The sequence below is a fragment of the Ruegeria sp. CDSA246 genome, assembly GCF_059611225.1.
Genome location: NZ_JBXWPD010000001.1, coordinates 455,601 through 479,168 on the forward strand (window position 1 = coordinate 455,601; position 23,568 = coordinate 479,168).

A 23,568-nucleotide genomic window follows, 5' to 3' on the forward strand; every position below is an offset into this window, starting at 1 on the left:
TGCAACTAAGGACAGCTAATCATGTATCGCTACTCCGAGTTCGACACAGCATTTTTGGCAGAACGTAACGCGCAGTTCCGCGCGCAGGTCGAGCGCCGCATTGACGGCTCGCTCACCGAGGATGAATTCAAACCCCTGCGCCTGATGAACGGCCTGTATCTGCAACTGCACGCCTATATGCTGCGCGTCGCGATTCCATACGGCACGCTCTCCAGCGCGCAGATGCGTCAACTGGCCCTGCTGGCCGAGAAGTGGGACAAGGGCTACGGCCATTTCACCACCCGTCAGAACATCCAGTACAACTGGCCGAAACTGAACGACGTGCCAGACATGCTGGACGCGCTGGCTGAGGTTGGCATGCACGCCATTCAGACCTCGGGCAATACAATCCGCAACGTGACCGCCGACCATTTCGCTGGTGCCGCGGCGGATGAGGTCGCAGACCCGCGCCCCTATGCCGAACTGTTGCGCCAGTGGTCGACCGACCACCCGGAATTCCAGTTCATGCCGCGTAAGTTTAAGATCGCCATCACCGGATCGGAAAACGACCGCGCCGTGATCAAGGCGCATGACATCGGCCTGCAACTGGTTGAGCGTGACGGTGTTCTTGGTGCACGTGTCATCGTGGGTGGTGGCCTGGGCCGTACGCCGATGATCGGTAAAGAACTGTCCGAGTTCGTCGCTTTTGACGACCTGCTGGCCTATCTTGAAGCCACCGTTTCGGTCTGGAACCAGATCGGGCGCCGTGACAACAAGTACAAAGCCCGCATCAAGATCACCGTGCATGAGCATGGCATTGACGCCATCCGCGCCAAGGTCAACGAGCGTTTCCTGCAGGTCCGCCCGCAGTTCAAAGGCGCGGACATGAACCTGCTGGAAGAGATCAAGGGCCACTTTGCCCCGCCAACTTTCCGTGAAGCCTCGGTTGCGTCGTTCGAAAGTGCCTACACCAACGATCCAGTCTTCCGCTCTTGGGTCGATACCAACATCGCGCCGCACAAGAACGCGGACCATGCAATCGTCACGATCTCGATCAAAAAGCACGGCCAGACACCTGGTGATGCGACTGCTGAGCAGATGCGCGTGATGGCCGATCTGGCCGAAGAGTTCGCCTATGACGAGCTGCGTATTAGTCATGAGCAGAACGTGATCCTGCCGCATGTCCATAAGTCGGACTTGCCTGCGATCCACGCTCGTCTGAAAGAGCATGAGTTGGCCACCGCCAATATCGGCCTGATCAGCGACATCATCGCCTGCCCTGGCATGGATTACTGCGCGCTGGCAACGGCACGTTCGATCCCGGTTGCACAGGAAATCGCGACCCGTTTCGATGATCTGAAGCTGGAGCATGATATCGGTCACCTGAAGATCAAGATCTCGGGCTGCATCAACGCATGTGGTCACCACCACGTGGGTCACATCGGCATCTTGGGTCTGGATCGCGCTGGCGTCGAGAACTACCAGATCACTCTGGGTGGTGACTCTACCGAGACTGCAGCCGTTGGCGACCGCACCGGACCGGGCTTTGCCTATGATGAGATCGTGCCTGCCGTCGAACGTATCGTCGAAACCTATCTGGAACAGCGCGACGGCGCCGAAGAGACATTCCTTGAAACCTATCGCCGTGTAGGCATGGCACCGTTCAAGGCAGCCCTCTACCCCGAGGCGCGAGCGAATGCCGCTTGACCTGATCCAGACGGAACTGGGAGTTGACCGCGCAGAGCTGACCGAAAAGGTCGAAGCGCTGAACACCCAGTTCCGCCACCACAGTGCCCATGACGTCATGCATGGCGCGTTGGAGGCCATCGAAGAGCTTGCTTTGGTCTCCAGCTTTGGGGCGGAGTCGGTGGTGTTGTTGCACATGGCGGCCGTGGTCGACAAAGCCACGCCGGTCCTGTTTGTGGACACGCAGATGCTGTTCACCGAAACGCTGGAATATCAGCAGGACGTTTCAGATCGGCTTGGCCTGAAGAACGTCCACATCATCCGCGCAGATGATGAGGATGTTCAGCGCGAAGACCCATACGGCGCCTTGCGCCTGAGCGACACGGATGCCTGCTGCAACCTGCGCAAAACCTTCCCGCTGCAGCGTGCTTTGGCGGGCTATGACGGCTGGATCTCGGGTCGGAAGCGGTTTCAGTCTGGCACACGCGCCGCGCTTGACTTCTTTGAGGTCGAAGACGGCACCGGTCGGATCAAGGTAAACCCGCTGGCCCATTGGGCGCCCGAAGACGTGCGCGCCTATATGGATGAAAACAACCTGCCCCGGCATCCGCTGGTGGCCAAAGGTTACCCCTCGATCGGTTGTGCGCCCTGCACCTCGCCGGTCAAAGAAGGCGAAGACCCCCGCGCCGGACGCTGGCGCGATCAGAACAAAGAAGAATGCGGCATCCATTTTGTCGACGGCAAGATGGTGCGCGCTGGAGAGAAAACATGAATGTAATCGTAACGGATGAGGGGTTCGCCCCCGACGACTGGACAGATGGCTTTGTCACGCTGGAAGACGCGGCCAATGATGTCGTTGCGCTGGACGTGGCCTCGGACGCTGATCCTGATGAACTGGTTGACCGCCTGGGCAGCGCCCGCATGGTCCGCGTGGACTTCCCCTCTTCGGCGGATGGCCGCGGCTTTACCATCGCGCGCGTGCTGCGCCTGAAGGGTTTCACAGGTCGCCTGCGGGCCAGGGGCCACGTTCTGGCCGACCAATACGCCATGGCGCGCCGCAGCGGGTTCGATGAGGTCGAAATCGACGACGCACTGGCCAATCGCCAGCCCGAAGATCAATGGCTAGCCCGCACCAATTGGAAAGATCATAGCTATCAGGCCCGCCTGCGCGGCTAACCCCGCCAATCGCCAGCTTGTGACTTCAAAGGGGCATTTAGCCCCTTTTCCTGACTTGAATCAAAGATTAAACGGAGATGTCGGTTTACCCAGCCGATAGTGAAACGATGACAGAGATGAAACCCGTGACCGAAGCAACCGCCGTCAAGGCACCCGTCCTTCCGGACGCCCAGACCGTAACAGATGTCAAACATTGGACCGACAGCCTGTTTTCTTTCAAGGTCTCGCGTCCCGCCTCGCTGCGCTTCCGCTCGGGCGAGTTCGTGATGATCGGCCTGCTGGGCGACAACGGCAAGCCTTTGCTGCGCGCGTATTCCATCGCCTCGCCTTCGTGGGATGAAGAGCTGGAGTTCTACTCGATCAAGGTGCAGGACGGTCCGCTGACATCGAAACTGCAGCACATCAAACCGGGTGATCAGATCATCCTGCGGCCCAAGCCCGTTGGCACGCTGGTCCACGACGCCCTGCTGCCTGGAAAACGCCTGTGGTTCTTTGCCACCGGAACAGGTTTTGCGCCCTTCGCCTCGTTGCTGCGCGAGCCGCAGACCTATGAGGATTACGACGAAGTCATCATCACCCATACCTGCCGCGAAGTGGGTGAATTGGAATATGGCCGTCAGTTGATCGAAAGCATTCGTCAGGACGAAATGCTGGCCGAACTGATGGGCGAAGGCTTTGCCGACAAGATTCGCTACTACCCGACCACGACACGGGAAGAGAGCCCCAAGATGGGTCGCATCACCGAGTTGCTGAAAGACGGCACAGTTTTTGCTGATCTGGGCATCGAAGGCGGCATCAAGCCGGAAACCGACCGGGCTATGGTCTGTGGGTCGTTGGCCTTCAACCTGGACATCAAAAAGATTCTGGAAGAGTTCGACCTGCGCGAAGGTGCCAATTCCGAACCCAAGGAGTTTGTCATCGAAAAAGCCTTTGTTGGTTAACTCGATGCACCGGTTCCGGGGCATTTGGCCCCGGACTGGCGAAAAACCTATGACAAAACCCGGTTTTTTCGGCCTCGCCTGCACTTATGCCGCTTGAATCGGCGTGCAGGCCAGTCTAAATTCCGGCCTTGAAATTCTGCAATCATCAAAGGAATGAACCCATAGCCCGCAGACCTCACAACGCGCCGCCGCAAAGAGACACCGGCCCCCGCGTCAATGATAAGATCCGTGCCCCCGAAATTCGTCTGATTGGCGCTGAAGGTGAAAATGTCGGGGTGGTTCATCCCGCCAAAGCCATGCAGATGGCAGTTGATGCCGGTCTTGATCTGGTCGAAATTTCGCCCAACGCAAACCCGCCGGTCTGCAAGATCATGGACTTTGGTAAGTTCAAATACGAGACGCAGAAACGCGAAGCCGAAGCCCGCAAAAAACAGAAGATCATAGAGATCAAAGAGGTCAAATTCCGACCCAACACTGACACTCATGATTACGACGTGAAAATGCGGAACGTGTTCAAGTTTCTTGAAAACGGGGACAAGGTCAAAGTGACCCTGCGTTTCCGCGGCCGTGAAATGGCGCACCAAAATCTGGGTCGTGAACTTTTGGAACGTGTTGCGGCCGACACAAAAGACATCGGCAAGGTCGAAAACATGCCGAAGATGGAAGGCCGCCAGATGATCATGCTGATTGGACCGCTGCCACAGAAATAAGCCCCTGTGCATATCGAATTCGAAACCCTGTCAGATCCGCTCTGACAGGGTTTTTTTGTTGGTTATTAGGAACAGGCCACGCGGCGCTTCAGCCGGGGATCGAAGTCGAGATCGCCCGACCAAGTTTGCCCACAAGCTCGTCTATCTGCGCGTCTTCAATGATGAATGGCGGGGCCAGCAGGACATGATCCCCAACTCGCCCATCCCGTGTACCGGACATGGGATAGCAGATCAGCCCCTCGGCCAAGGCGGCTTTCTTGATTTTGCCTGCAACGCCATGAGCCGGATCAAACGGTGTTTTTGTTTCGCGATCAGCCACCAGCTCCAGCCCTCGAAACAGCCCCCTGCCGCGGATATCGCCGACATTTGGATGCTGTCCGAATTCGGCCTGCAACGCCGCTTGCAGCTTTTCGCCCATGACGCCGGCGCGCGCGGGCAAAGCGCGCGTAGTAAGTTCGGTGACTACAGCCAGGGCCGCTGCCGTCGCAACCGGGTGACCGATATAGGTGTGACCATGCTGAAAGAACCCGGACCCGTCGCAGATTGCATCATAGATTTTCCCGGTGCACATCATCGCACCAATCGGTTGGTAACCAGCGCCCAACCCTTTGGCGATGCACAGAATGTCCGGTGCAATTCCATCACGATCGCAGGCAAACAAATGTCCGGTCCGCCCCATGCCACACATCACCTCATCAAGGATCAACAGAACGCCATATTGGTCACAGATCTGGCGAATACGCTGGAAATACCCCTCAACGGCAGGAACCGCGCCCAGCGTTGCGCCCACAACGGGTTCCGCCATGAACGCCATAACCGTTTCAGGACCCAAGCGTAGGATCTCGGCCTCCAACTCATTCGCGACGCGCTGGCCGTAGTCAAAGCTGCTCTCGGCATCCGGCTTTTCAGCGTATTCGAAACAGGGCGCGATATGTGTCATCTCGATCAGCATCGGAGCAAACTGCGCGCGTCGCCATTCGTTACCTCCAGCCGACAACGCGCCCAAAGTGTTCCCGTGATAGCTCTGCCGCCGCGCGATCACCCGGCGACGCTCGGGCTGACCAATTTCAAGAAAGTACTGCCGCGCGAGTTTCATCGCCGCCTCGGTCGCCTCGGACCCGCCTGAGACGAAATACACACGGTCCAGACCATCAGGCGCGTGTTCCACCAACAGATCAGCCAACGCCTCGGCAGGTTCGGATGTCATGAAACCGGTATGTGCAAAAGCGATCTGTTCGACCTGCCGCTGCACGGCTTCGATAACCGCCGGGTTCGAATGCCCAAGGCATGACACCGCAGCGTCACCACAATCCAGATAGCGTTGCCCCTGATCGTCGATCAGGTAACACCCGTCGCCCCCAACGGCGACCGGCAGGTTCGATTTGGTATGACGAGGAAAAACGTGGCTCATTGCTGAGGTCCTTTCAAAACCGCGACCAGCGCCGAAACCGACGCTGCGTTGTTCGCCCAGGCACTTCCGTCCTGGTCGGTCAAACTGTTTTCAAATCCAACCCGCACATCCCCTCCACGGTCCGCAGCCGTTTTTAGGCAAGCATGTTCCTGCTTTCCGAATGCACAGACCATCCAACTGGAGTGGGTTTGCGGAAAGTGATCAAGGTCTTCTGGTGCGGATTCCTGCCCCGAGGTGTAACGCCCCAGAACCAATAGCCGATCAGTTTGCTCGTCGCGGACGATCCCGCGGGCCTGCCAGTCTGCCAGAAACGCAGCATCTGCATCGTCATAGAGAATATGCTGAACGCGCGTTCCCTGCTCGGCACACAGACCGTAAACATTATCCGCGAGGTCCGGCGCGCGCGCGATTTCCCGGACCGAGATCGAAGCCCATTTTGGCTTTACGTGCTGCAAACAGTGCAATTGGGCCGGGACATCAAAGATACCCGCCGCCTCGGTAGTAATCTGGATGTCCATTTCAGGCACGGCACGACGCAACTCGGACATCGTCTCAAGATAACGCCCGGCATCCAGAGAATGCTGCCCCTGTTCATCGCGCACATGCAGGTGGATTCCATCTGCCCCGGCTCGAAAAGAGCTTTGTGCAGTCGATACGATCTCCTGCACCGAAACCGGAAGCTGAACGTGATCCGCATGCCCCCTCCGGGCACCGTTCGGCGCCACCAGAACATAGGGCGTATGCGATTGAGGCAGTGTTTTGGACATAAGAGCACCCTTTTGAACTTTTAACTCAGTTAAAGGCCCTACGCGCGTTTTCAATTTACATCTTTCATAACATTTGTTTTCTTTCGCGGATGACCAAGTCTTTGAGCCAGCTTACCGAAGCTCTGCGACAGCAGATTGACCACTTGCCTCCCGGATTGCAGATGGCGGCAAAATACATCCTCGACCATCCCGGAGATTTCGGGCTGGACTCAATTCGAGAAACCGCAGCAAAGATCGGCGTCAGCTCAAACGTTCTGGTCCGGCTGGCGGATCGGATTGGATATGACCGCTTCGACGGCCTGCGCGCTCCGTTCCGCGATGCGTTGGTCACAGATGGTGAGGATCATCTGAGCCAAAGTTGGCTTGCCGACATGCAAGACGGTGATTCATTCAGCGCTGCCCAGGCAAAATTTGCCCAGAATGCACAGAACGTCGTCATGCGATCCCTGCGGTTAATGAACCCTGAACGCGTCAAGCGCGCCATTGAAATTATGACGTCTTCTGACAGGTGCTTTGTCACCGCCACGCGCGCCAGCTATGCCCTGTCATACTATTTTTCTTATGCCGGACGCATGGCACACCCCGGTCTGCAACTTGTTCCGCGCCACATGGGGTCCGCGGCAGATGATCTGTTGGACGCAAGCCCCAACGATTGCCTGATTGCAATCACCGTTCACCCTTATTCCGCCGACACCATCCAATCAATGCGATTGGCGCGACGCATGAATGTGCCGCTCATCCTGATTGCCGACAGCGAAGTGATCGCACCCGGGATCGAGCTGGACGTGGTTTTCCCCGTCAGCACGCGATCTCTGCACCACTTCTCGAACTATGCTGGGGCCATGGCGGTTCTGGAATGCCTACTGGGTCACCTATTTCAAGCAGGCGGAGACGTCGCGCGCAATCGCGTGGACAATTACCAAAAGTCCCGAGAAGACACAGGCGCATACTGGCAACCATCCCAGCCGCCCAGAATAAGACGGAAATAAAAAAAGCCCCGGCCATAAGGTCCGGGGCTTTTTTGACAGTTTTGAGCTTACATGCAGGCTTCAATGGCCCTCTTGGTCATCACGCTGACCAGATGCGCGCGATACGCCTTACTGCCGTGCAAATCGGCAATCATATTCGCGGGATTGATGCTCAGCCCGGTCAAGGCATCCTGCCGAAACTCCTTGTTCAGTGCTTCCTCGGCCTCGGACCAGCGGAACACACCATCCTCACTGGCACCTGTTACCGCAACGCGAACACCGTCCGCGAAACGCGCCAGATACACTCCGACTAGTGCAAATCGCGATGCGGGTTGCAGGAATTTCTGGTAGCTGGCCGCTTGTGGCACCGGAAAATTGACCGTGGTGATGATCTCACCTTCCTCCAGGGCTGTACTGAACATGCCCTCGAAGAAATCATCCGCCGCGATTTGGCGCGTATTGGTGATGATCGTCGCACCTGATCCTAAAGCGCCCGCCGGATAGCAAGCGGCCGGATCATTGTTGGCCAGCGAGCCACCGATTGTACCTCGATTACGCACCGCTGGATCGCCGATCTGTCCAGCCAGCGCGGCCAGTGCCGGATAGCTGCCGGCGGCCTCTGACGCCACCGTTGCGTGGGTTGTTGCGCCACCAATGGCCACAGACCCGTCATCCTCGATGCAAACGCCCTGTATGTCGGGTATCCCACCCAGCGACACCAGTGTAGACGGTGCTGCCAATCGTTGTTTCAGCGTTGGGATCAACGTTTGGCCACCCCCCAACGCCTGTGCATCCTCGCCTCCCAATGCCGAAACAGCATCCGCAATTGTCGAGGGCTTTTCAAACTCGAAATTGTACATTTCGCTTTCCTTTCCGAAAGGCGCGGATCCGCCCTTCATCTGGCTATAAATATTCCGGGGGTCTGGGGGCAGAGCCCCCAGCCCACCCAACCAATCAGCTGTTCATCGCCGCCCAGACGCGGGACGGGCTCACCGGCATATCGATGTGATCGACCGCCTTGCCGCCCGAGTTCAGCGCATCCAACACCGCATTGACCACCGCCGGCGGCGAGCCAATTGCACCGGCTTCGCCGCAGCCCTTCACACCTAACGGGTTATGCGTACAGGGCGTCTGGCTGGAATGATCGACACCATAGAAAGGTACGTCATCCGCGCGCGGCATCGCATAATCCATGAAAGACGCGCTCAGCAACTGACCGTTTTCGTCATAGGCACAGTTTTCCAGCAGCGCCTGACCAATACCCTGACCGATACCGCCATGAACCTGACCGTCGACGATCATCGGGTTGACTATGTTGCCAAAGTCGTCAGCGGCAGTGAAGGCCTCGATGGTCACCTGACCGGTCTCGGGGTCAACCTCGACCTCGCACGCATATGCACCGGCGGGGTAAGTAAAGTTGGCCGGGTCGTAAAACGCGGTCTCCTCCAACCCTGGCTCAACTTCCAGCGGATAGTTGTGCGGAACATAAGCCGTCAGGGTCACATCACCCCAGGCCACCGATTTGTCCGTGCCCGCGACGCTGAACTGACCGTCCTTAAGCTCGATATCGGCCTCGGACGCTTCCAAAAGGTGGGCCGCGATCTTCTTCGCTTTCTCGATCACCTTTTCCGTCGCCTTGACCATGGCCGAACCACAAACGGCCAGCGAACGCGAACCGTATGTGCCCATACCAAACGGGATCTTGGAGGTGTCACCATGAACGATCTCGACCATCGACTCGTCGATACCGATCATGTCGGCTACGACTTGCGGAAAGGCCGTCTCGTGCCCCTGCCCGTGGCTGTGTGCGCCCACCATGACGCTGATCGAACCGGTGGCGTTCACCCGAACAGTTGCGGCATCATACAGACCCGCGCGGGCCCCCAGCATCCCGACGATGTTCGAAGGCGCGATACCGCAGGCCTCAATATAGCAGTTGATGCCCAGACCACGCAGCTTGCCATTGGCTTCGCTTTCGGCCCGACGCGCGGCGAAACCCGCCAGATCGGCAGCGACCTCAAGCTTGTCCATCGTCCCGTTGTAATCCCCGGTGTCATAAGTCAGTGCGACCGGAGTGTCATAGGGGAACTGAGTGATAAAGTTCTGACGGCGCAGGGCAATCGGATCAACACCCAACTCGCGTGCAGCTTTGTCAACGACACGCTCCAGCTGGTAGGTCGCCTCTGGGCGTCCAGCGCCGCGATAGGCGTCCACCGGCACCGTGTTGGTGAACATCGCCTTCACATTCACCTGAATGACCGGCGTCTTGTAGTTGCCTGCCATCAGCGTGCCGTGCAGCCAGGTCGGAACTGAGCTAGAGAAGGTCGACAGATACGCACCAAGGTTCGCATAGGTGTTGGTGCGCAGGCCGATGAAGTTGTTGTCTGCATCCAGCGCCAACTCGATCTTGCTGACATGGTCGCGGCCATGGGCATCGGACATGAACGCCTCGGACCTGCTTGAGGTCCACTTGACCGGGCGATTGCAGGCCTTGGCGGCAAAGGTGCAGAACGCTTCTTCCGCATAGTGGAATATCTTGGTGCCAAAACCGCCGCCCACGTCCGGGGCCACCACGCGCACTTTATGTTCGGGCAGGCCCAGAACAAAAGCACACATCAGCAGGCGGATCACATGCGGGTTTTGCGACGTGGTAAATAGCGTGTATTCGTCCGTACCACGCTTGTACTCACCCACCGCCACACGCGGTTCCATCGGGTTTGCGACCAAGCGGTTGTTGACCAGATCCAGCGTCGTTACGTGAGCTGCATTGGCAAAGACCTCATCGACCTTGGCGTCGTCCGTCTCACCCAATTGCCAGTCATAGCAGATGTTGTTTTTCAGATCGTCGTGAACCAGCGTCGACCCATCCTGAGCAGCAGCTTTCATGTTCATGACAGCCGGCAGTTCTTCGATATCCAGATCGATCGCCTCGGCCGCATCACGGGCCTGTTCGAGACTGTCGGCCACAACGGCCGCAATCGGGTCGCCCACATGGCGCACCTTGCCTTGTGCCAAAATAGGGTGCGGCGGTTCCTGCATAGGTGCGCCGTGCTTGTCGGTCACTTCCCAACCGCAGGGCATCCCGCCCACGCCTTCGAAATCCTTGCCGGTGAAAACCTTCACCACGCCCGGCATGCCTTCAGCTGCAGAGGTGTCGATACTTTGGATCCGTCCATGCGCGATGTCGGACCGTAGGAAATGTACATAGGCCTGGCCATGTACGTTGATGTCGTCGGTATAATTGCCCGCTCCGGTCAGAAAGCGTACGTCTTCGCGCCGCTTGGAACTGGCTCCGATGCCACTGTCTTTGGGCATTGCTTGTTCTCCTCCCATAAACGGATGCTGTGCATCCTATGTCTTCCCACGGGCGCTTCATCGGACGCCCGTAGCGGCATCATTCGGCAGCGATGCTGCTGACGTCCTGACCAGATGCGGCCATGATCGCCTTGACAATGTTGTGGTAGCCGGTGCAACGGCACAGGTTGCCTTCCAGATACTTGCGCACCTCGGCTTCGGTCGGGCGCGGGTTTTCCTTCAGCAGTGCTGCAGCACTCATGACCATTCCCGGTGTGCAGAAACCGCATTGCAAGCCGTGATGGTCCTGAAATGCCTGCTGAATCACGTTCAGCGAGCCATCCTGGTTAGCCTGGCCTTCGATCGTGCCCACATCAGCCCCGTCTGCCTCAAGTGCCAGCATATTGCAGGACTTCACCGCCTCGCCGTTCACATGGACAACACACGCGCCACATTGCGCTGTATCGCAACCCACATGAGTGCCAGTGAGATTGAGATTCTCGCGTAAAAAACCGGACAACAGCGTCCGACCTTCCACCTCACCGCTCACGGTCTTACCGTTCACGGTCATTGAGACCTTGGTCATAAGATCCTCCCCTATTGGCTTTTATCGCTATCGCCGAGTTAAACACGGGAAAATTTGTTTGAGAACAAAAATATTTAGCGCCAATATCCGACGTTCGTAGGGGTCGTCTTTTCCATCTCAGCCGCCTAAGAAGAAAAGCTAAATTGCTACATCACCTTTTGCGCGACGCACGTGGTTGCGGCCGCGTCGGGATTTCTTTCAACAACCCGCCAACCCCCATCCCAGCAATGTCCGCGCCGGTTGTTTCTATCCCGCAAGCAACCCGCGACAGGACCCAATCCGCACCGTTCAATGCAGGCGAACGGGCGCACCCGGGCAATCCGATTACCGGCCTTGGGCCGAGTGTTCCAAGAAACAGCAGATTGCCGGGGTCGACTGGCATGCCGAACCTGTCCACCTGACCGCCAGCCGCCCGCACGGCCTGAGGTGCAACATCAAAAACATCAGATGTGGCAGAGCCGGTCAGGATCATCACAATGTCACCGGCAGCCTCTGAAATAGCCTGCGAAAGCGGTTCGGCTTTGTGTGGAACGATCCGTACATCGCTGAGGTCCATGCCAAGGGTTTCCACCCGGCCACGAATGGCTGCAATACCCTTTTCGTTGGGGGGACCTCCGGGAATATCCGTGACGATCAGCCCTGCCGTTTTATGGACCGGTGCCATCAGACGAATCGAAGCCCTGGCCAGACCAGCGGCCTGCACGACGTCATCCTTTGGAACGGCATAGGATATCACCTTGATCGTGGCGACCATCCCGCCCGGGCCCATCTGTTGATATTGCGGCACCGTCGCTACGGTGATCATCGGGTTGACGCAGTTGAACTCCTGCAGGGCCGCGACGTCCAATTCGACAACACCTGGCCCGTCGGCCAGCAAGTTCACGCGCCCGGTAAACGGCTGCGTTACCCGTAAACCGGCAGCGTCTGGATCAGGCGCAAGCGCTGCGGCCAACATTTCAGCAGCCTCGTCTTCGTGGCAATCGCCGGGCTCAAGCTGCGCAACCGTGACCTCATCATATCCAGCTGCACCCAGCTGAGCGCCATGTTCGGACGTCAGCAGCAATCCTTTGCGCAACTTGGCATCCTGCACCTGGACGGAGTGTGCAAGGATCGCGCCGGTGGCCTCAGCGACAGGAACGGGACCGAATTTCACGCCTTGCCCCGCAGCACGGCCGTCATCTGGGCGAGGATGGCCACCGCGATCTCGGACGGATCCGCCGCGCCGATATCCAATCCAATAGGTCCGTGGATCTGGGCAATCTGTTCGTCCGAAAAACCCGCCTCTTTCATGCGAGCAACTCGTTTGGCATGCGTACGCGTGGACCCCAGAGCCCCGATAAAAAACACGCCCGCCTTCAAGGCGGATTCCAAAGCCGGGTCGTCCAATTTGGGGTCATGCGTCAGCAAGACAACAGCGGTTCGCGTGTCCATACCCAGCTTGGCCACCGCCTCGTCCGGCCAATCAGTCAGGATGGTTTCGCCCGGGAAACGGGCACCAGAGGCAAAGGCATCGCGCGGGTCGATGATGGCCGGATCATATCCTGCGATCCGGGCCATCGGAACCAGCGCCTGCGCAATGTGCACTGCTCCCACAATTATCAATCGCAGCGGAGGGTTGTGGACCGCAACAAATGTCTGTCCGTCCTCCTCAAAACCTGATCGGTCCTTGCGCATTCGGTCTGAATAGGCTTTCCGCCGCAAAGCCCGATGACCGGTTTCGGTATTAACTTCATAGGCCACCGGTTCCCGCTGAGCGCGGGCTTTGACCAGATCTCGCAACATGGATTCTGGCAGGACCGAACCGATAGGTTCCACTAAAACACGGATCGTTCCGCCACAGGCCAGACCCACAGCAAAGGCATCTTCGTCGCTGACGCCAAATTCCAACAGACGTGCCTCACCCTCGTCCATCGCTTCAAGCGCTTCGACGATGACCGCCCCTTCGACACAGCCACCGGACACCGAGCCTTCGATGCGACCATCTGCAGCAATCACCAACTGAGCCCCGACACGGCGCGGCGCGCTGCCCCAGGTTTCAACCACCGTGGCCAGCGCGGTTGGATGACCTTCGTCATGCCATTTAAGAGCCGTCTCTGGGCTGTTGTCGAATCTGTCCATTGCACCCTCCCGGCCTGTTCTGATCCAACATAGGCAGGTTTGGCGCAATGAAAAGTGAGCCTTAAGACCAATATCGAATGTTCCCCACTCACTTACGCAACGACCTGAATCGGCGTATACAAGCCCAGATCAGCACGCCAACGACTAATCATTGATTGCACCTGAACCAGATTCTAGCCTACATGCATAGCTGCTGCATTCCAGTATGCGCATATTAATTTTTCACAACGGAGACAGAGAGTTGAAACGCATTATTACACTCGGAATGGCATTTGGCCTGTTCACCGCAAGCGTTGCATCCGCGGACACTTTCCTGCGTTACGGCGAAGTTGAAGGTTGGAAAGTCTTTATCGACGAAGACAAGAAATCCTGCCTGATCGAAGCTGTAGACGACGCCGAAAATGTCGTTCAGATGGGTCTGACCGAAGACCGTAGCGTCGGATATGTCGGCGTCTTCACCAAGGCCAAGACCGACATCAAGCGCGGTGAAAAAGAAGCTGTCGCGGTCCTGCTGGGCGACAATATCTATGTTGGTGAAGCAACCGGTATGAAGGGCAACATCACCAAGGGTTACTCTGGTGGGTACGTCCTGTCTGACGATCCCCAATTCGCCGATGACCTCGCCAAGCAAAAGGTTATGGTTGTGTTCCCGGAAAAGGAATTTGCCTTCACCGTTGATCTGACCGGTACTTACAAAGCCATGGAAATGGCCCGCAAGTGTAACGAAGAACAGCTGAGCTGATACTCAGTCGGAAAGCGCGGACAACAACCGCGCTTTCTCACCCACGTCATCGGGTTTTGAGATGACATTGGCCAGATCTTCCAACGACGCGATCGAGTGACCAGCACGGAAGCTGTCCACATGCGGCAGCATTGCTGCGACGCCTTGCGCTTTGGGCGCGAACCCATCCCACCGCAGCAATGGATTCAACCAGATCAGACGGCGCGCGGACAGGTGCAGACGCTCCACCTCTTTACCCAACGCCTCGGGGTCTCCGCGATCCAGCCCGTCCGAGATCAATAGGACCACAGCACCCTGCCCCATGACCCGCCGCGACCAATCGCGGTTGAACGCATGCAGACACTCGCCAATCCGCGTCCCCCCTTCCCAATCCTGCGCCTCGGCCCCGGCGGCGGCCAGCGCGGCATCTACGTCGCGCTGCTGAAGATGGCGAGTGATGTTGGTCAGGCGCGTCCCGAACGTAAACGCATGAACCTTGGCCCAGCCCGCCCCTTTGGCATTCGAAACGGCATGAAGGAAATGCAGAACGACCCGACTGTATTGGCTCATTGACCCCGAAATATCGCAGAGTACAACAAGGTTGGGCCATCGCGGCTTGGGCTTGAGCTTGGCAATGTCGCGCAACTCTCCCCCCTGCCGCATCGCCGCGCGCAGCGTTCGCGCCCGATCGATACGATGGCCCAAATGGCTGGACTGACCACGTCTGGATTCTATCGGCTTTACCGGCAGAGCAAGCCGCGACAGCATGCGCTTGGCTTGCGCGATCTCGGCGGTGCTCATCTGCTCAAAGTCCAGACTGCGCAGGCGTTCCTCGGAGGACGCCGTTTGCGAGGCGTCGATCTCTAACTCAGTCTCCTCTTCCTGCTCAGCCACCTCGGGCAGATCACGTTCGACCCCGTCCAACAACGCCTCGGCCGCGCGCTTTTCGGCCGCGTCAGCCTTGCGTTCTTCCTGTACGCCACGGATGGCCGGCAGCATCATCGACATCATGTGTTCAAGATATCGGGGGTCACGCCAATAGAGGCGAAAGACCTGCGCAAATACAGTGCGGTGTTCCGGGCGGTTCACAAAACAGGCGTGCAGTGTCCAATAGAAATCCTGTTTTTCCGTGAACCCCGCCGCTTGTACCGCGCGAATGGCGTCAACAACGCGCCCAGTTCCGATCGGCAACCCGGCTTTACGCAACGCCCGCGCAAAATGAGTGATGTTCTGCGCCAGCTTGGGGTTGTCAGGAATGTCGATCGGAAGCTGTTCAGCCATCAGGCTGGTTCCAGCGACGCTTTGGCTTGATCCAGTATTCGTTTGGCCTCGGACCCCTGCAATTTCTGGATGTCGTCCTGATATTTCAAGATCGCACCCAAGGTATCACCGATGACTTCGGGGCTAAGGTTGATGACGTCCAGCGCAAGCAGGCATTTGGCCCAATCAATCGTCTCCGCCACACCCGGTTTCTTGAACAAGTCTTCGGTGCGTAGATGCTGAACAAAGGCCACGACCTCACGACTAAGCGCTTCGGCAGCTTCCGGCGCGCGCGCGTGCAGGATTTCGATCTCTCGGTCGAAATCGGGGTAGTCGACCCAATGATAGAGGCAGCGTCGTTTTAGTGCATCATGCACTTCGCGTGTGCGGTTCGAGGTGACGATCACGATGGGCGGCTCCGGTGCTTTGACCGTGCCCAGTTCAGGAATCGTGACCTGAAAATCGCTGAGCGCCTCAAGCAAGAAGGCCTCGAACGGTTCGTCCGTGCGATCAAGTTCGTCGATCAGCAGGACCGGCGCACCATGTTCGTCCGGGCGCATTGCCTGCAGCAGCGGGCGTTCAATCAGGTACTCGTCCGAGAATAGCTCGGTCTGCAATGTGCCCCGATCCGCCCCGCCCGAGGCTTCGGCCGTGCGGATCGCCACCATCTGCGCCGGAAAATTCCATTCGTAAACAGCGGAAGAGGCATCCAGACCTTCGTAGCATTGCAACCTGATCAGGCGACGATTCAGTCCGGCGGCAAGGGCCTTGGCGATCTCAGTCTTGCCCACCCCGGCCTCACCTTCCAGAAACAGTGGTCGGCCCAGTTTCAGGGACAGAAACACCACCGTCGCCAGCGCGCGCCCGCAGACATAACCTTGCGCGCCCAGCGTGGATTGAACGGCGTCGATGGAATCTGGCTGTGTCATGTTTCGATCTCTCCCTTGGCACAACAGGTCATGGGCGCTCGCGCGCGTCAAGGCTGTGTTCTTTCCGGGACTTACGACGATCGCACAAGTTGACAAGGTCTGGGACCGAATTGAAGGTCTTTCACCGCCGGGTCCGCTGTGCTAGCGGAAGGCCATGACCGATACCCTCACGATCCGCCGCCCCGACGACTGGCATCTGCACCTGCGCGATGGCGCGATGTTGCAGGCCGTCCTGCCCGAAACCGCGCGTCATTTTGCCCGCGCGATCATTATGCCGAACCTTGTACCGCCCGTCGTACGCGGCGATCAGGCCGCCGCCTATCGCGACCGCATATTGGCTGCGCTACCCGAAGGCATGACGTTCGAGCCGTTGATGACGCTGTACCTGACCGAGGATACGGACCCCGATGATATGGCAGCAGCCCATGCCAGCGGTTTGGTCAAAGCGGTCAAACTGTACCCAGCTGGCGCGACGACCAACTCTGCCTCAGGCGTGCAGGACTTCGACAAAGTGCGTCCGGTGCTGGAAAAGATGGCCGAGATCGGCCTGCCCTTGTGCGTACATGGTGAGGTCACCGACGCCGAGATCGACATCTTCGACCGCGAAGCTGTGTTCATCGACCGTGTTCTTGATCCGATCCGCAAGGCCACTCCCGGACTGCGCGTGGTTATGGAGCACATAACGACCGCGAACGGTGTCGATTATGTCAAATCCAATGACAAGGATCTGGGTGCAACGATCACGGCGCACCACCTGATTATCAACCGCAACCATATCCTCGTTGGTGGAATCAAGCCGCATTACTATTGCTTGCCTGTCGCCAAGCGCGAAGAACATCGACTGGCTCTGCTCGCGGCTGCGACATCGGGCGATGCGCGGTATTTCCTGGGTACTGACAGCGCACCCCACACCGACGCCAACAAGGAAATGGCCTGCGGGTGCGCGGGATGTTTCACGGCGACCAACACAATGTCACTTGTGGCAGAAATGTTTGACCGTGAAGGCGCTTTGGACAAGCTGGAAGGCTTTGTTTCGCTGAATGGCCCCGCTTTCTATCGCCTGCCGGTGAACGAGGAAACCATCACTCTGACCAAGGGCGAACCAGTAGAATACCCGGACAAGATCGAGTCCGATGACGGACCGGTCACAGTGTTTGAACCGGGTTTCCCGTTGCACTGGCGCGTGACTTAACCCGCCAGCAACGCAGACAAATCGCGGGCGCGGCCTCCGGTGCGCAGCATCGACCAGATCGCGTCCGCGTCATCTGCCCCAATCAGCTTGTTGGCTTTGCCGCGCACGCGGTCCTCACGATCTGCCAAAGTCATTGGGGCCAACAGGTCATGCGTGGCCTCGCGCCTTGCCCCATCCCGGCGCATCAAGGTCAGCTGCGCCTGCGTTTCCGACAAACTTTCATCCGCTTCGACGGAGACTCGATCCCGCAAGGATACTAGCCGCGGGTCGGCGCATATCTTGTCCGAATAGCTGCCAGGCAAGGCCGTATCATAGCCAAGCGCCTGCATCGCAATCACCGTCCGATATGAGAACTTGGCACCGAGGCCAGTTATCGGGGATGTCTGGTTGCAGACGCTCATCCACCTTGGATGCGTCTTGATCTTGATCTCGGCCACCTCCGGTTCGGCGATATCCAGGTCGCGCGCGGCCTCAAGCGCGGCGTGCAATCCGTGACAACACGCATGAAACTTGTGACTGACGCCTTCAAAAAGCCATTCCGCGCCCAGCCCATCCAATGAGGCTGCAATGTGAGACTGTCCTTTATGTGTCGCGCCAAATCCATAGGACCCTTCCAACGCGTCTGAATTGGGATCGAATCCCGATGCCACCAACAAAGCTGCCTCAACCCCGGCAGAGGCCGCAAGACCCGCGTTATAGGGTTTTCCCATCGTTCCGAATTGCGCCTTTAGACCGGCAGCCCGAGTCGCTGTCAGGCCCAGAACTTTGCGCATCTGTTCGACGTCGAACCCCAGTATGCGCCCTGCAGCGACAGCCGCACCAAATGCGCCAGACGTTGCTGTCTGGTGAAAGCCCGCCTGATAGTGTTCGCGCCCCAGCCAGACGCCGATCCGAATGGACGTCTCCATCCCAACCAAGGCTGCCTCAAGGAAATCGACCAGAATACGGTCGTCCCACTCGCTTATGGCCAGCGCCGCCGGAAGGACGGCAACGGATGGATGCCCGATATGGGCAAAATGCGTGTCGTCATAATCCAGGGCATGCGACACGGTTCCGTTTACCAATGCAGCACCGCGCAGGGGTGCCCCACCTCCACCAAAAAGGCGCGCTTGTTCCGCACCCCCTTCGCCAAGCACAAGGTCGCGCACTGTCCGCGAAACAGGTTCATCAACTCCGGCACGCCCGACAGCAATCCAGTCCAAAACAGAAAGAGACGTAACGACCCGCGTCTGCAAAGTCGTCGTGATTGGCCCCGCCGCGAAGGCTGCCAGTGATGTGGTAAAATCGGTCATGGGCGCAGTCTAGCGACCGCCAACCCGGGGTAAAGACCTAGCTGTACAAGTCCTTCGCGCGGGTCTCAAAGGCCTGAACGATCCGATGCATAGCCTCGTTGAAGACCACGCCGATGATCCCCTGAAGGATCGCGTTCTTGAATTCGAAATCCACGTGGAACGTGATGTTGCATCCGCCATCGTCGGCGTCAGCGAATTGCCAGTCGGATTTCATGTATTTGAAAGGACCGTCCAGATATTCAGTGTCGATTCTTTTCTGATCGGCAAACAGTGTTACCCGGCTGCCGAACCGTTCGCGGAACACTTTGAACGAGATCACCAGATCTGCTTCCATGACTTGCGCCTCACCCGCCGCATAGGTCCGACGAATGCGGGCAGCTGCGCACCACGGCAGAAACTCGGGGTACTTGGCCACATCGGCGACCAGCTCGTACATCTGCTGCGCAGTGTAAAGAAGGTGGCGTGTTTCCGAATGAGTAGGCATGGCGTCCGGTTTTTCAGGTGACAATGGCGCGTCATGTCGTATGTTGCGCGCCAAAGATCAAGGGGGCAGCGATGAGCGACCGCGCATATGTGATAGATACGATGATCTCGGCCAAGGCGATTGCAGCCCGAATCGAGGAATTATGCCGCGAAATCACGGCAGAATTCGGAGATACCGACAAGCTGATCGTGGTCGGCCTGCTGCGCGGCAGTTTCGTCTTCATCGCGGATCTGGTGCGCGAGCTGGACCTGCCGATCGAAGTCGATTTCCTCGAAGTATCCTCGTATGGAGACGCGATGGAAAGCAGCCGGGAAGTACGTATTCTCAAAGACTTACGCGGCGCGATTGAAGGGCGCGATGTTTTGGCTGTTGAGGATATTGTCGACACCGGCCACACGCTGAACCACGTCACAAAACTGTTGCGCAGCCGCAAGCCAAGCCGACTTAAGTCCATTGCCTTGCTGGACAAACCCAGCCGGCGCGAGGTCGATTTCCGTTCCGATTGGATCGGCTTTGAAATTCCGGACGAATTCGTTGTGGGTTACGGGATCGACTACGCGCAGCGCAATCGCAACCTGCCGTTTATTGGTAAGGTTCGATTTGTCGAAGACTGAGAGGGGCAAAAACAAACCCAGATTCCAATAGTCAAAGTAGCTGCGCACCCTTTCATTCGCTTAATTGAATACCATTGGACAACGCCCTCAACAACAGATTACCCTCCGACCATCTTGGGAGGATTCTGCTTATGAAAGTAATGTCTATTGGGCTTCTGGCGACTTGCGCCGTCGCCGCAACGGTTGGTCTTGCGGACGCAAAAGACAACAAGGGCAAAGGGAAAGGCCCAGACAAGTCGAAAATCGAAAAGTCGATAAAGACCAATAATGGCGTTGGTGTACCGCCCGGACAGATCAAGCGTTATACGCGAGGTCAGAAACTCCCTAACGATCTGAATTTTGATTATCTTGATGACCTGGACAGCTGGAAGTTGAAGCCCCTACCCGCCGGTCAGCGATATATTCGCGTGGATGACGAAATCCTGTCGATATCAGATGACACTAAGACAGTCATTGATGCCGTTGGAATAGTGAGCGATCTCGTAAACTGAAGTTTCAGCCATTAAGTGATCGAATTGCGGCAACAAATACGTCTACTCCTACCGGGATAAGTGCGTCTGGGAAATCATAGTCAGGGTTATGCAATTGCGGATGATCCTGCCCCGACCCCAGCCAGAACATGGCCGTTTTCGCGGCTTTGCCGAATTGCCCGAAGTCTTCTGAGAACTTTTGCGGCGTCTTTGTTGAATGGCACGGCACTCCACGCTCGGCGCAGGCTGTTGCGATGATGCTCACCGCGTCACTGTGATTGACGCAGGCCTCGAAGACATCGTCATAGGTGATCTCAAAACCCAGACTGTCGGTGGATGCAGCGCGGCGCGCCAGCGCCTCGGCCTCGGTGATCAGCGTTTGCATCCGGGCGTCTGAAACAGTGCGCAAGGTTACCCAGATCTCGGCCTGCCCCGGAGCGACGCCGAAAGTCGGCTCTCCCAAACGGGCATGCGTCACCGTTGTCAGCGCAAAATCAGCGTCCAACGCGCCGCCTGCGCCCAAACCTGCCAGTTGCAACATCAATTCAGACATTGCCCGAGCCGGGGAATTCCCATCCTGAGGCGCAGCCGCATGGGATGTCTTGCCGGTCAGGATTATCTTCATCCCGCGCGAGGCGCAGTTAGCCGAACCCTGACATAACTCAACGGCGCCAAGTTCCAATCCCGGCAGATTGTGCAGAGAGAACACGTAGTCCGGCGCGATCTGCGCGAATTGGGGGTCCGTGCGAAAGGCGATGGCGCCCTGCCCGGTTTCCTCAGCCGGTTGAAAGATCAGAACCACCCGACCCTTATTAGGTCGCTGTCGCCCCAGGTCTTCGGCAACGCCAAGCACCATCGTCATGTGCCCATCATGGCCGCACAAATGCCCTTTGCCCGGAACCTTCGACACATAGGGGTGCGTGCCAAGTTCTTGAATCGGCAGTCCGTCCAACTCGCACCGGATACCCACGGTCGGCCCAGCTTGCCCACTGTCAAAAACCGCGGCAACACCGTGCCCCCCCAGTCCGGTAAGCACATGGTCCGCACCGAATCCCTGCAACAGCTCTGTCATGCGGGCAGCGGTATCGTGCTCCTGCCCGGAAAGTTCGGGATATTGGTGCAGGTTGTGGCGCAGGCGTGTCAGCCGCGCGTGCGCTTCGGGTGTCACCCCTGTTCCAGCTTTTTCTGGCGAGCCTCACGCAACCGGGCAAAGTCATCCCCCGCGTGGTAAGACGACCGGGTCAGTGGTGTCGCGGACACCATCAGGAACCCTTTGCCATAAGCTGCCTTTTCATAGGATGCGAATTCTTCCGGCGTCACGAACCGATCCACACCATGGTGTTTGGGCGTGGGCTGCAGATACTGACCGATGGTTAGAAAGTCGATATCGGCGGCTCGCATGTCATCCATGACCTGCCGAACTTCTTGCTCATTCTCACCCAAGCCGACCATGATTCCCGATTTGGTGAAAATAGACGGGTCCAGCTCTTTGACGCGCTGCAACAGCCGCAGCGAGTGGAAATAACGCGCACCGGGACGCACTTCGAGATACAGGCCGGGTACGGTTTCCAGATTGTGGTTGAACACGTCCGGCTTGGCCTCGACGACAGTTTCAAGAACGGAAGAGTCACATTTCAGGAAATCAGGTGTCAGGATTTCAATGGTCGTCTTCGGCGACCGGTGCCGCACCGCGCGTATCGTCTGCGCGAAATGATCGGCACCGCCGTCCTTCAGATCATCGCGGTCAACAGATGTGATCACGACGTGGTTCAAACCCAGCTTTTCGACCGCATGCGCCACGCGCCCTGGTTCAAACGCATCCAATGAGTCGGGGCGACCCGTTGCAATGTTACAGAAGGTACAGCCGCGCGTGCAGATCTCGCCCATGATCATCATCGTGGCGTGGCCCTGGCTCCAGCATTCGCCGACATTCGGGCATCCGGCCTCTTCACAGACAGTGACCAGATTATTCTCGCGCATGATCTTGTGCGTCTCAGCATAGCCCTTTCCGCCGGGTGCCTTGACGCGTATCCACTTGGGCTTTTTTGGCTGCGCATTGTCTGGACGATGCGCTTTTTCGGGATGACGTTGTTCTGGGATCTTCAGATCACGCACGGCTGGCTTTCCTGACTTTGGGTCAATTTGCTTTGCCCTAACATAATACGCCCGCGCAGACTATGCCACCCGGGTATACCCGCCATGCACGTCAGGTTTGCACTCGCAGAATACGGCCCCGCACTTCAAACACTCAAGGCAGATTTAATTTCGTTTACTGTCACTTAAAGATATATCGCAATTGCAGCATTTCTGGCGTTGAAGACGGTTTAGAACTGTTTTAGGTCACCATTAATTCTAATGTGAATCACAGGAGCCCGTAGATGAAAACCGGCGCAAAACTGCCTTCCGTTACCTTCCACACTCGTGTCCGCGACGAAGCAATCGAAGGATCCAACCCGTTCCGTTGGGAAGACAAAACAACCGCGGATTACTTCGCAGGCAAGCGCGTCATCCTGTTTTCCCTGCCCGGTGCTTTCACACCCACATGCTCTACCTTTCAACTGCCCGGTTTCGAAAACGGGTATGCCGATTTCGCTGCCAAGGGCATCGATGAAATCTACTGCATGTCCGTGAATGACAGCTTTGTCATGAACAAATGGGCACAGGATCAGGGCCTTAAAAACGTCAAAGTCATCCCTGACGGTTCGGGCGAATTTACCCGCAAAATGGGCATGCTGGTCGAGAAGGAAAACTTGGGCTTTGGCATGCGTTCGTGGCGCTACGCTGCCATCGTAACCGATGGCGTGGTCGAAGCTTGGTTCGAAGAGCCCGGCCTGATGGACAACTGCCCAGAAGATCCCTATGGCGTTTCGTCCCCGGAAACCCTGATGAAGCACCTGGAAGAAGCCAAAGAACCGGCACTGGCATAACAATTGTCAGGCTGACGTAACAAAGGCTCGCCTCTGGCGGGCC

At 57.6% G+C, this 23,568-nt stretch carries 24 protein-coding genes; 11 read left to right on the top strand and 13 right to left on the bottom strand.

Annotated elements, in window-relative coordinates:
• Window positions 1–21 precede the first annotated feature (21 nt).
• The 5 genes from AC2FI9_RS02290 (at window position 22) to infC (ending at window position 4,492) form a co-directional block, all read left to right on the top strand.
• A complete protein-coding gene (locus AC2FI9_RS02290) occupies window positions 22–1,686 on the top strand; it encodes a nitrite/sulfite reductase (RefSeq protein WP_496765195.1) in 1,665 nt (554 codons plus the stop codon).
• The gene (locus AC2FI9_RS02295; protein ID WP_282168401.1) at window positions 1,676–2,437 is read left to right on the top strand and encodes a phosphoadenylyl-sulfate reductase; all 762 of its coding nucleotides are present in this window, start codon (window positions 1,676–1,678) and stop codon (window positions 2,435–2,437) included. Before AC2FI9_RS02290 ends, AC2FI9_RS02295 begins: the two co-directional genes overlap by 11 nt.
• The gene (locus AC2FI9_RS02300) at window positions 2,434–2,841 is read left to right on the top strand and encodes a DUF934 domain-containing protein (protein ID WP_496765197.1); all 408 of its coding nucleotides are present in this window, start codon (window positions 2,434–2,436) and stop codon (window positions 2,839–2,841) included. Before AC2FI9_RS02295 ends, AC2FI9_RS02300 begins: the two co-directional genes overlap by 4 nt.
• A 107-nt stretch (window positions 2,842–2,948) precedes the next feature.
• The gene (locus AC2FI9_RS02305) at window positions 2,949–3,782 is read left to right on the top strand and encodes a ferredoxin--NADP reductase (RefSeq protein WP_113789088.1); all 834 of its coding nucleotides are present in this window, start codon (window positions 2,949–2,951) and stop codon (window positions 3,780–3,782) included.
• 128 nt (window positions 3,783–3,910) lie between these two features.
• The gene (infC, locus tag AC2FI9_RS02310) at window positions 3,911–4,492 is read left to right on the top strand and encodes a translation initiation factor IF-3 (protein ID WP_186437359.1); all 582 of its coding nucleotides are present in this window, start codon (window positions 3,911–3,913) and stop codon (window positions 4,490–4,492) included.
• Between the two features lie 88 nt (window positions 4,493–4,580).
• On the opposite strand, the gene AC2FI9_RS02315 is transcribed toward infC, so the two are convergent.
• Together AC2FI9_RS02315 and AC2FI9_RS02320 are read right to left on the bottom strand one after the other, a co-directional pair.
• A complete protein-coding gene (locus tag AC2FI9_RS02315; protein WP_496765200.1) occupies window positions 4,581–5,903 on the bottom strand; it encodes an aspartate aminotransferase family protein in 1,323 nt (440 codons plus the stop codon).
• Window positions 5,900–6,670 carry a beta-keto acid cleavage family enzyme gene (locus AC2FI9_RS02320; RefSeq protein WP_496765202.1) on the bottom strand — a complete coding sequence of 257 codons (771 nt, stop codon included), beginning with the start codon at window positions 6,668–6,670 and terminating at the stop codon, window positions 5,900–5,902. The genes AC2FI9_RS02315 and AC2FI9_RS02320 overlap by 4 nt, the downstream gene beginning before the upstream one ends.
• 89 nt (window positions 6,671–6,759) lie before the next feature.
• On the opposite strand from AC2FI9_RS02320, the gene AC2FI9_RS02325 reads away from it, so the two are divergent.
• Window positions 6,760–7,659, top strand: coding sequence for a MurR/RpiR family transcriptional regulator (locus tag AC2FI9_RS02325; RefSeq protein WP_496765204.1), 900 nt, complete (start codon window positions 6,760–6,762; stop codon window positions 7,657–7,659).
• 47 nt (window positions 7,660–7,706) lie between these two features.
• On the opposite strand, the gene AC2FI9_RS02330 is transcribed toward AC2FI9_RS02325, so the two are convergent.
• From AC2FI9_RS02330 to AC2FI9_RS02350, 5 genes are all read right to left on the bottom strand, one after another.
• Window positions 7,707–8,498, bottom strand: coding sequence for an FAD binding domain-containing protein (locus tag AC2FI9_RS02330; RefSeq protein ID WP_496740001.1), 792 nt, complete (start codon window positions 8,496–8,498; stop codon window positions 7,707–7,709).
• A gap of 94 nt (window positions 8,499–8,592) precedes the next feature.
• On the bottom strand, window positions 8,593–10,953 hold the full coding sequence (locus AC2FI9_RS02335; protein WP_496738600.1) for a xanthine dehydrogenase family protein molybdopterin-binding subunit: 2,361 nt from the start codon (window positions 10,951–10,953) through the stop codon (window positions 8,593–8,595).
• Window positions 10,954–11,032: 79 nt separating this feature from the next.
• Window positions 11,033–11,518, bottom strand: a complete 486-nt coding sequence (locus AC2FI9_RS02340; protein ID WP_109311614.1) for a (2Fe-2S)-binding protein — start codon at window positions 11,516–11,518, stop codon at window positions 11,033–11,035.
• Window positions 11,519–11,669: 151 nt separating this feature from the next.
• A complete protein-coding gene (locus tag AC2FI9_RS02345) occupies window positions 11,670–12,671 on the bottom strand; it encodes a molybdopterin-binding protein (RefSeq protein ID WP_496765207.1) in 1,002 nt (333 codons plus the stop codon).
• Window positions 12,668–13,636 (bottom strand): XdhC family protein, encoded by a 969-nt coding sequence (locus AC2FI9_RS02350; RefSeq protein WP_496765211.1) that lies wholly within the window; start codon window positions 13,634–13,636, stop codon window positions 12,668–12,670. The genes AC2FI9_RS02345 and AC2FI9_RS02350 overlap by 4 nt, the downstream gene beginning before the upstream one ends.
• A gap of 241 nt (window positions 13,637–13,877) precedes the next feature.
• Between AC2FI9_RS02350 and AC2FI9_RS02355 the strand changes: the two genes are divergently transcribed.
• Window positions 13,878–14,378, top strand: a complete 501-nt coding sequence (locus tag AC2FI9_RS02355) for a hypothetical protein (protein WP_254452874.1) — start codon at window positions 13,878–13,880, stop codon at window positions 14,376–14,378.
• Window positions 14,379–14,381: 3 nt separating this feature from the next.
• Here the strand turns inward: AC2FI9_RS02355 and AC2FI9_RS02360 are convergent, their stop codons facing one another.
• Together AC2FI9_RS02360 and AC2FI9_RS02365 are read right to left on the bottom strand one after the other, a co-directional pair.
• Window positions 14,382–15,638: a vWA domain-containing protein gene (locus tag AC2FI9_RS02360; RefSeq protein ID WP_496704294.1), complete on the bottom strand. Its 1,257-nt coding sequence runs from the start codon at window positions 15,636–15,638 to the stop codon at window positions 14,382–14,384.
• Window positions 15,638–16,546, bottom strand: a complete 909-nt coding sequence (locus AC2FI9_RS02365) for an AAA family ATPase (protein WP_496722580.1) — start codon at window positions 16,544–16,546, stop codon at window positions 15,638–15,640. The genes AC2FI9_RS02360 and AC2FI9_RS02365 overlap by 1 nt, the downstream gene beginning before the upstream one ends.
• A gap of 154 nt (window positions 16,547–16,700) precedes the next feature.
• Between AC2FI9_RS02365 and pyrC the strand changes: the two genes are divergently transcribed.
• Window positions 16,701–17,738 carry a dihydroorotase gene (gene pyrC, locus AC2FI9_RS02370; RefSeq protein WP_496765216.1) on the top strand — a complete coding sequence of 346 codons (1,038 nt, stop codon included), beginning with the start codon at window positions 16,701–16,703 and terminating at the stop codon, window positions 17,736–17,738.
• On the opposite strand, the gene AC2FI9_RS02375 is transcribed toward pyrC, so the two are convergent.
• A complete protein-coding gene (locus AC2FI9_RS02375) occupies window positions 17,735–19,030 on the bottom strand; it encodes an MmgE/PrpD family protein (RefSeq protein ID WP_496765219.1) in 1,296 nt (431 codons plus the stop codon). The two genes, pyrC and AC2FI9_RS02375, sit on opposite strands and share 4 nt — an antisense overlap.
• A gap of 37 nt (window positions 19,031–19,067) precedes the next feature.
• Entirely contained in the window at window positions 19,068–19,514 is a 447-nt protein-coding gene (locus tag AC2FI9_RS02380) for a type II toxin-antitoxin system RatA family toxin (protein ID WP_496765222.1), read from the bottom strand.
• Window positions 19,515–19,585: 71 nt separating this feature from the next.
• Between AC2FI9_RS02380 and hpt the strand changes: the two genes are divergently transcribed.
• Together hpt and AC2FI9_RS02390 are read left to right on the top strand one after the other, a co-directional pair.
• Entirely contained in the window at window positions 19,586–20,128 is a 543-nt protein-coding gene (hpt, locus tag AC2FI9_RS02385) for a hypoxanthine phosphoribosyltransferase (protein WP_058271886.1), read from the top strand.
• Window positions 20,129–20,259: 131 nt separating this feature from the next.
• Window positions 20,260–20,619, top strand: a complete 360-nt coding sequence (locus AC2FI9_RS02390) for a hypothetical protein (protein WP_496765225.1) — start codon at window positions 20,260–20,262, stop codon at window positions 20,617–20,619.
• 4 nt (window positions 20,620–20,623) lie between these two features.
• On the opposite strand, the gene AC2FI9_RS02395 is transcribed toward AC2FI9_RS02390, so the two are convergent.
• Together AC2FI9_RS02395 and lipA are read right to left on the bottom strand one after the other, a co-directional pair.
• Window positions 20,624–21,766 (bottom strand): amidohydrolase, encoded by a 1,143-nt coding sequence (locus AC2FI9_RS02395; protein ID WP_496765230.1) that lies wholly within the window; start codon window positions 21,764–21,766, stop codon window positions 20,624–20,626.
• On the bottom strand, window positions 21,763–22,713 hold the full coding sequence (lipA, locus tag AC2FI9_RS02400) for a lipoyl synthase (protein ID WP_058277796.1): 951 nt from the start codon (window positions 22,711–22,713) through the stop codon (window positions 21,763–21,765). Before lipA ends, AC2FI9_RS02395 begins: the two co-directional genes overlap by 4 nt.
• A gap of 263 nt (window positions 22,714–22,976) precedes the next feature.
• On the opposite strand from lipA, the gene AC2FI9_RS02405 reads away from it, so the two are divergent.
• Entirely contained in the window at window positions 22,977–23,525 is a 549-nt protein-coding gene (locus AC2FI9_RS02405) for a peroxiredoxin (RefSeq protein WP_496765232.1), read from the top strand.
• The last annotated feature ends 43 nt before the right edge of the window (window positions 23,526–23,568 follow it).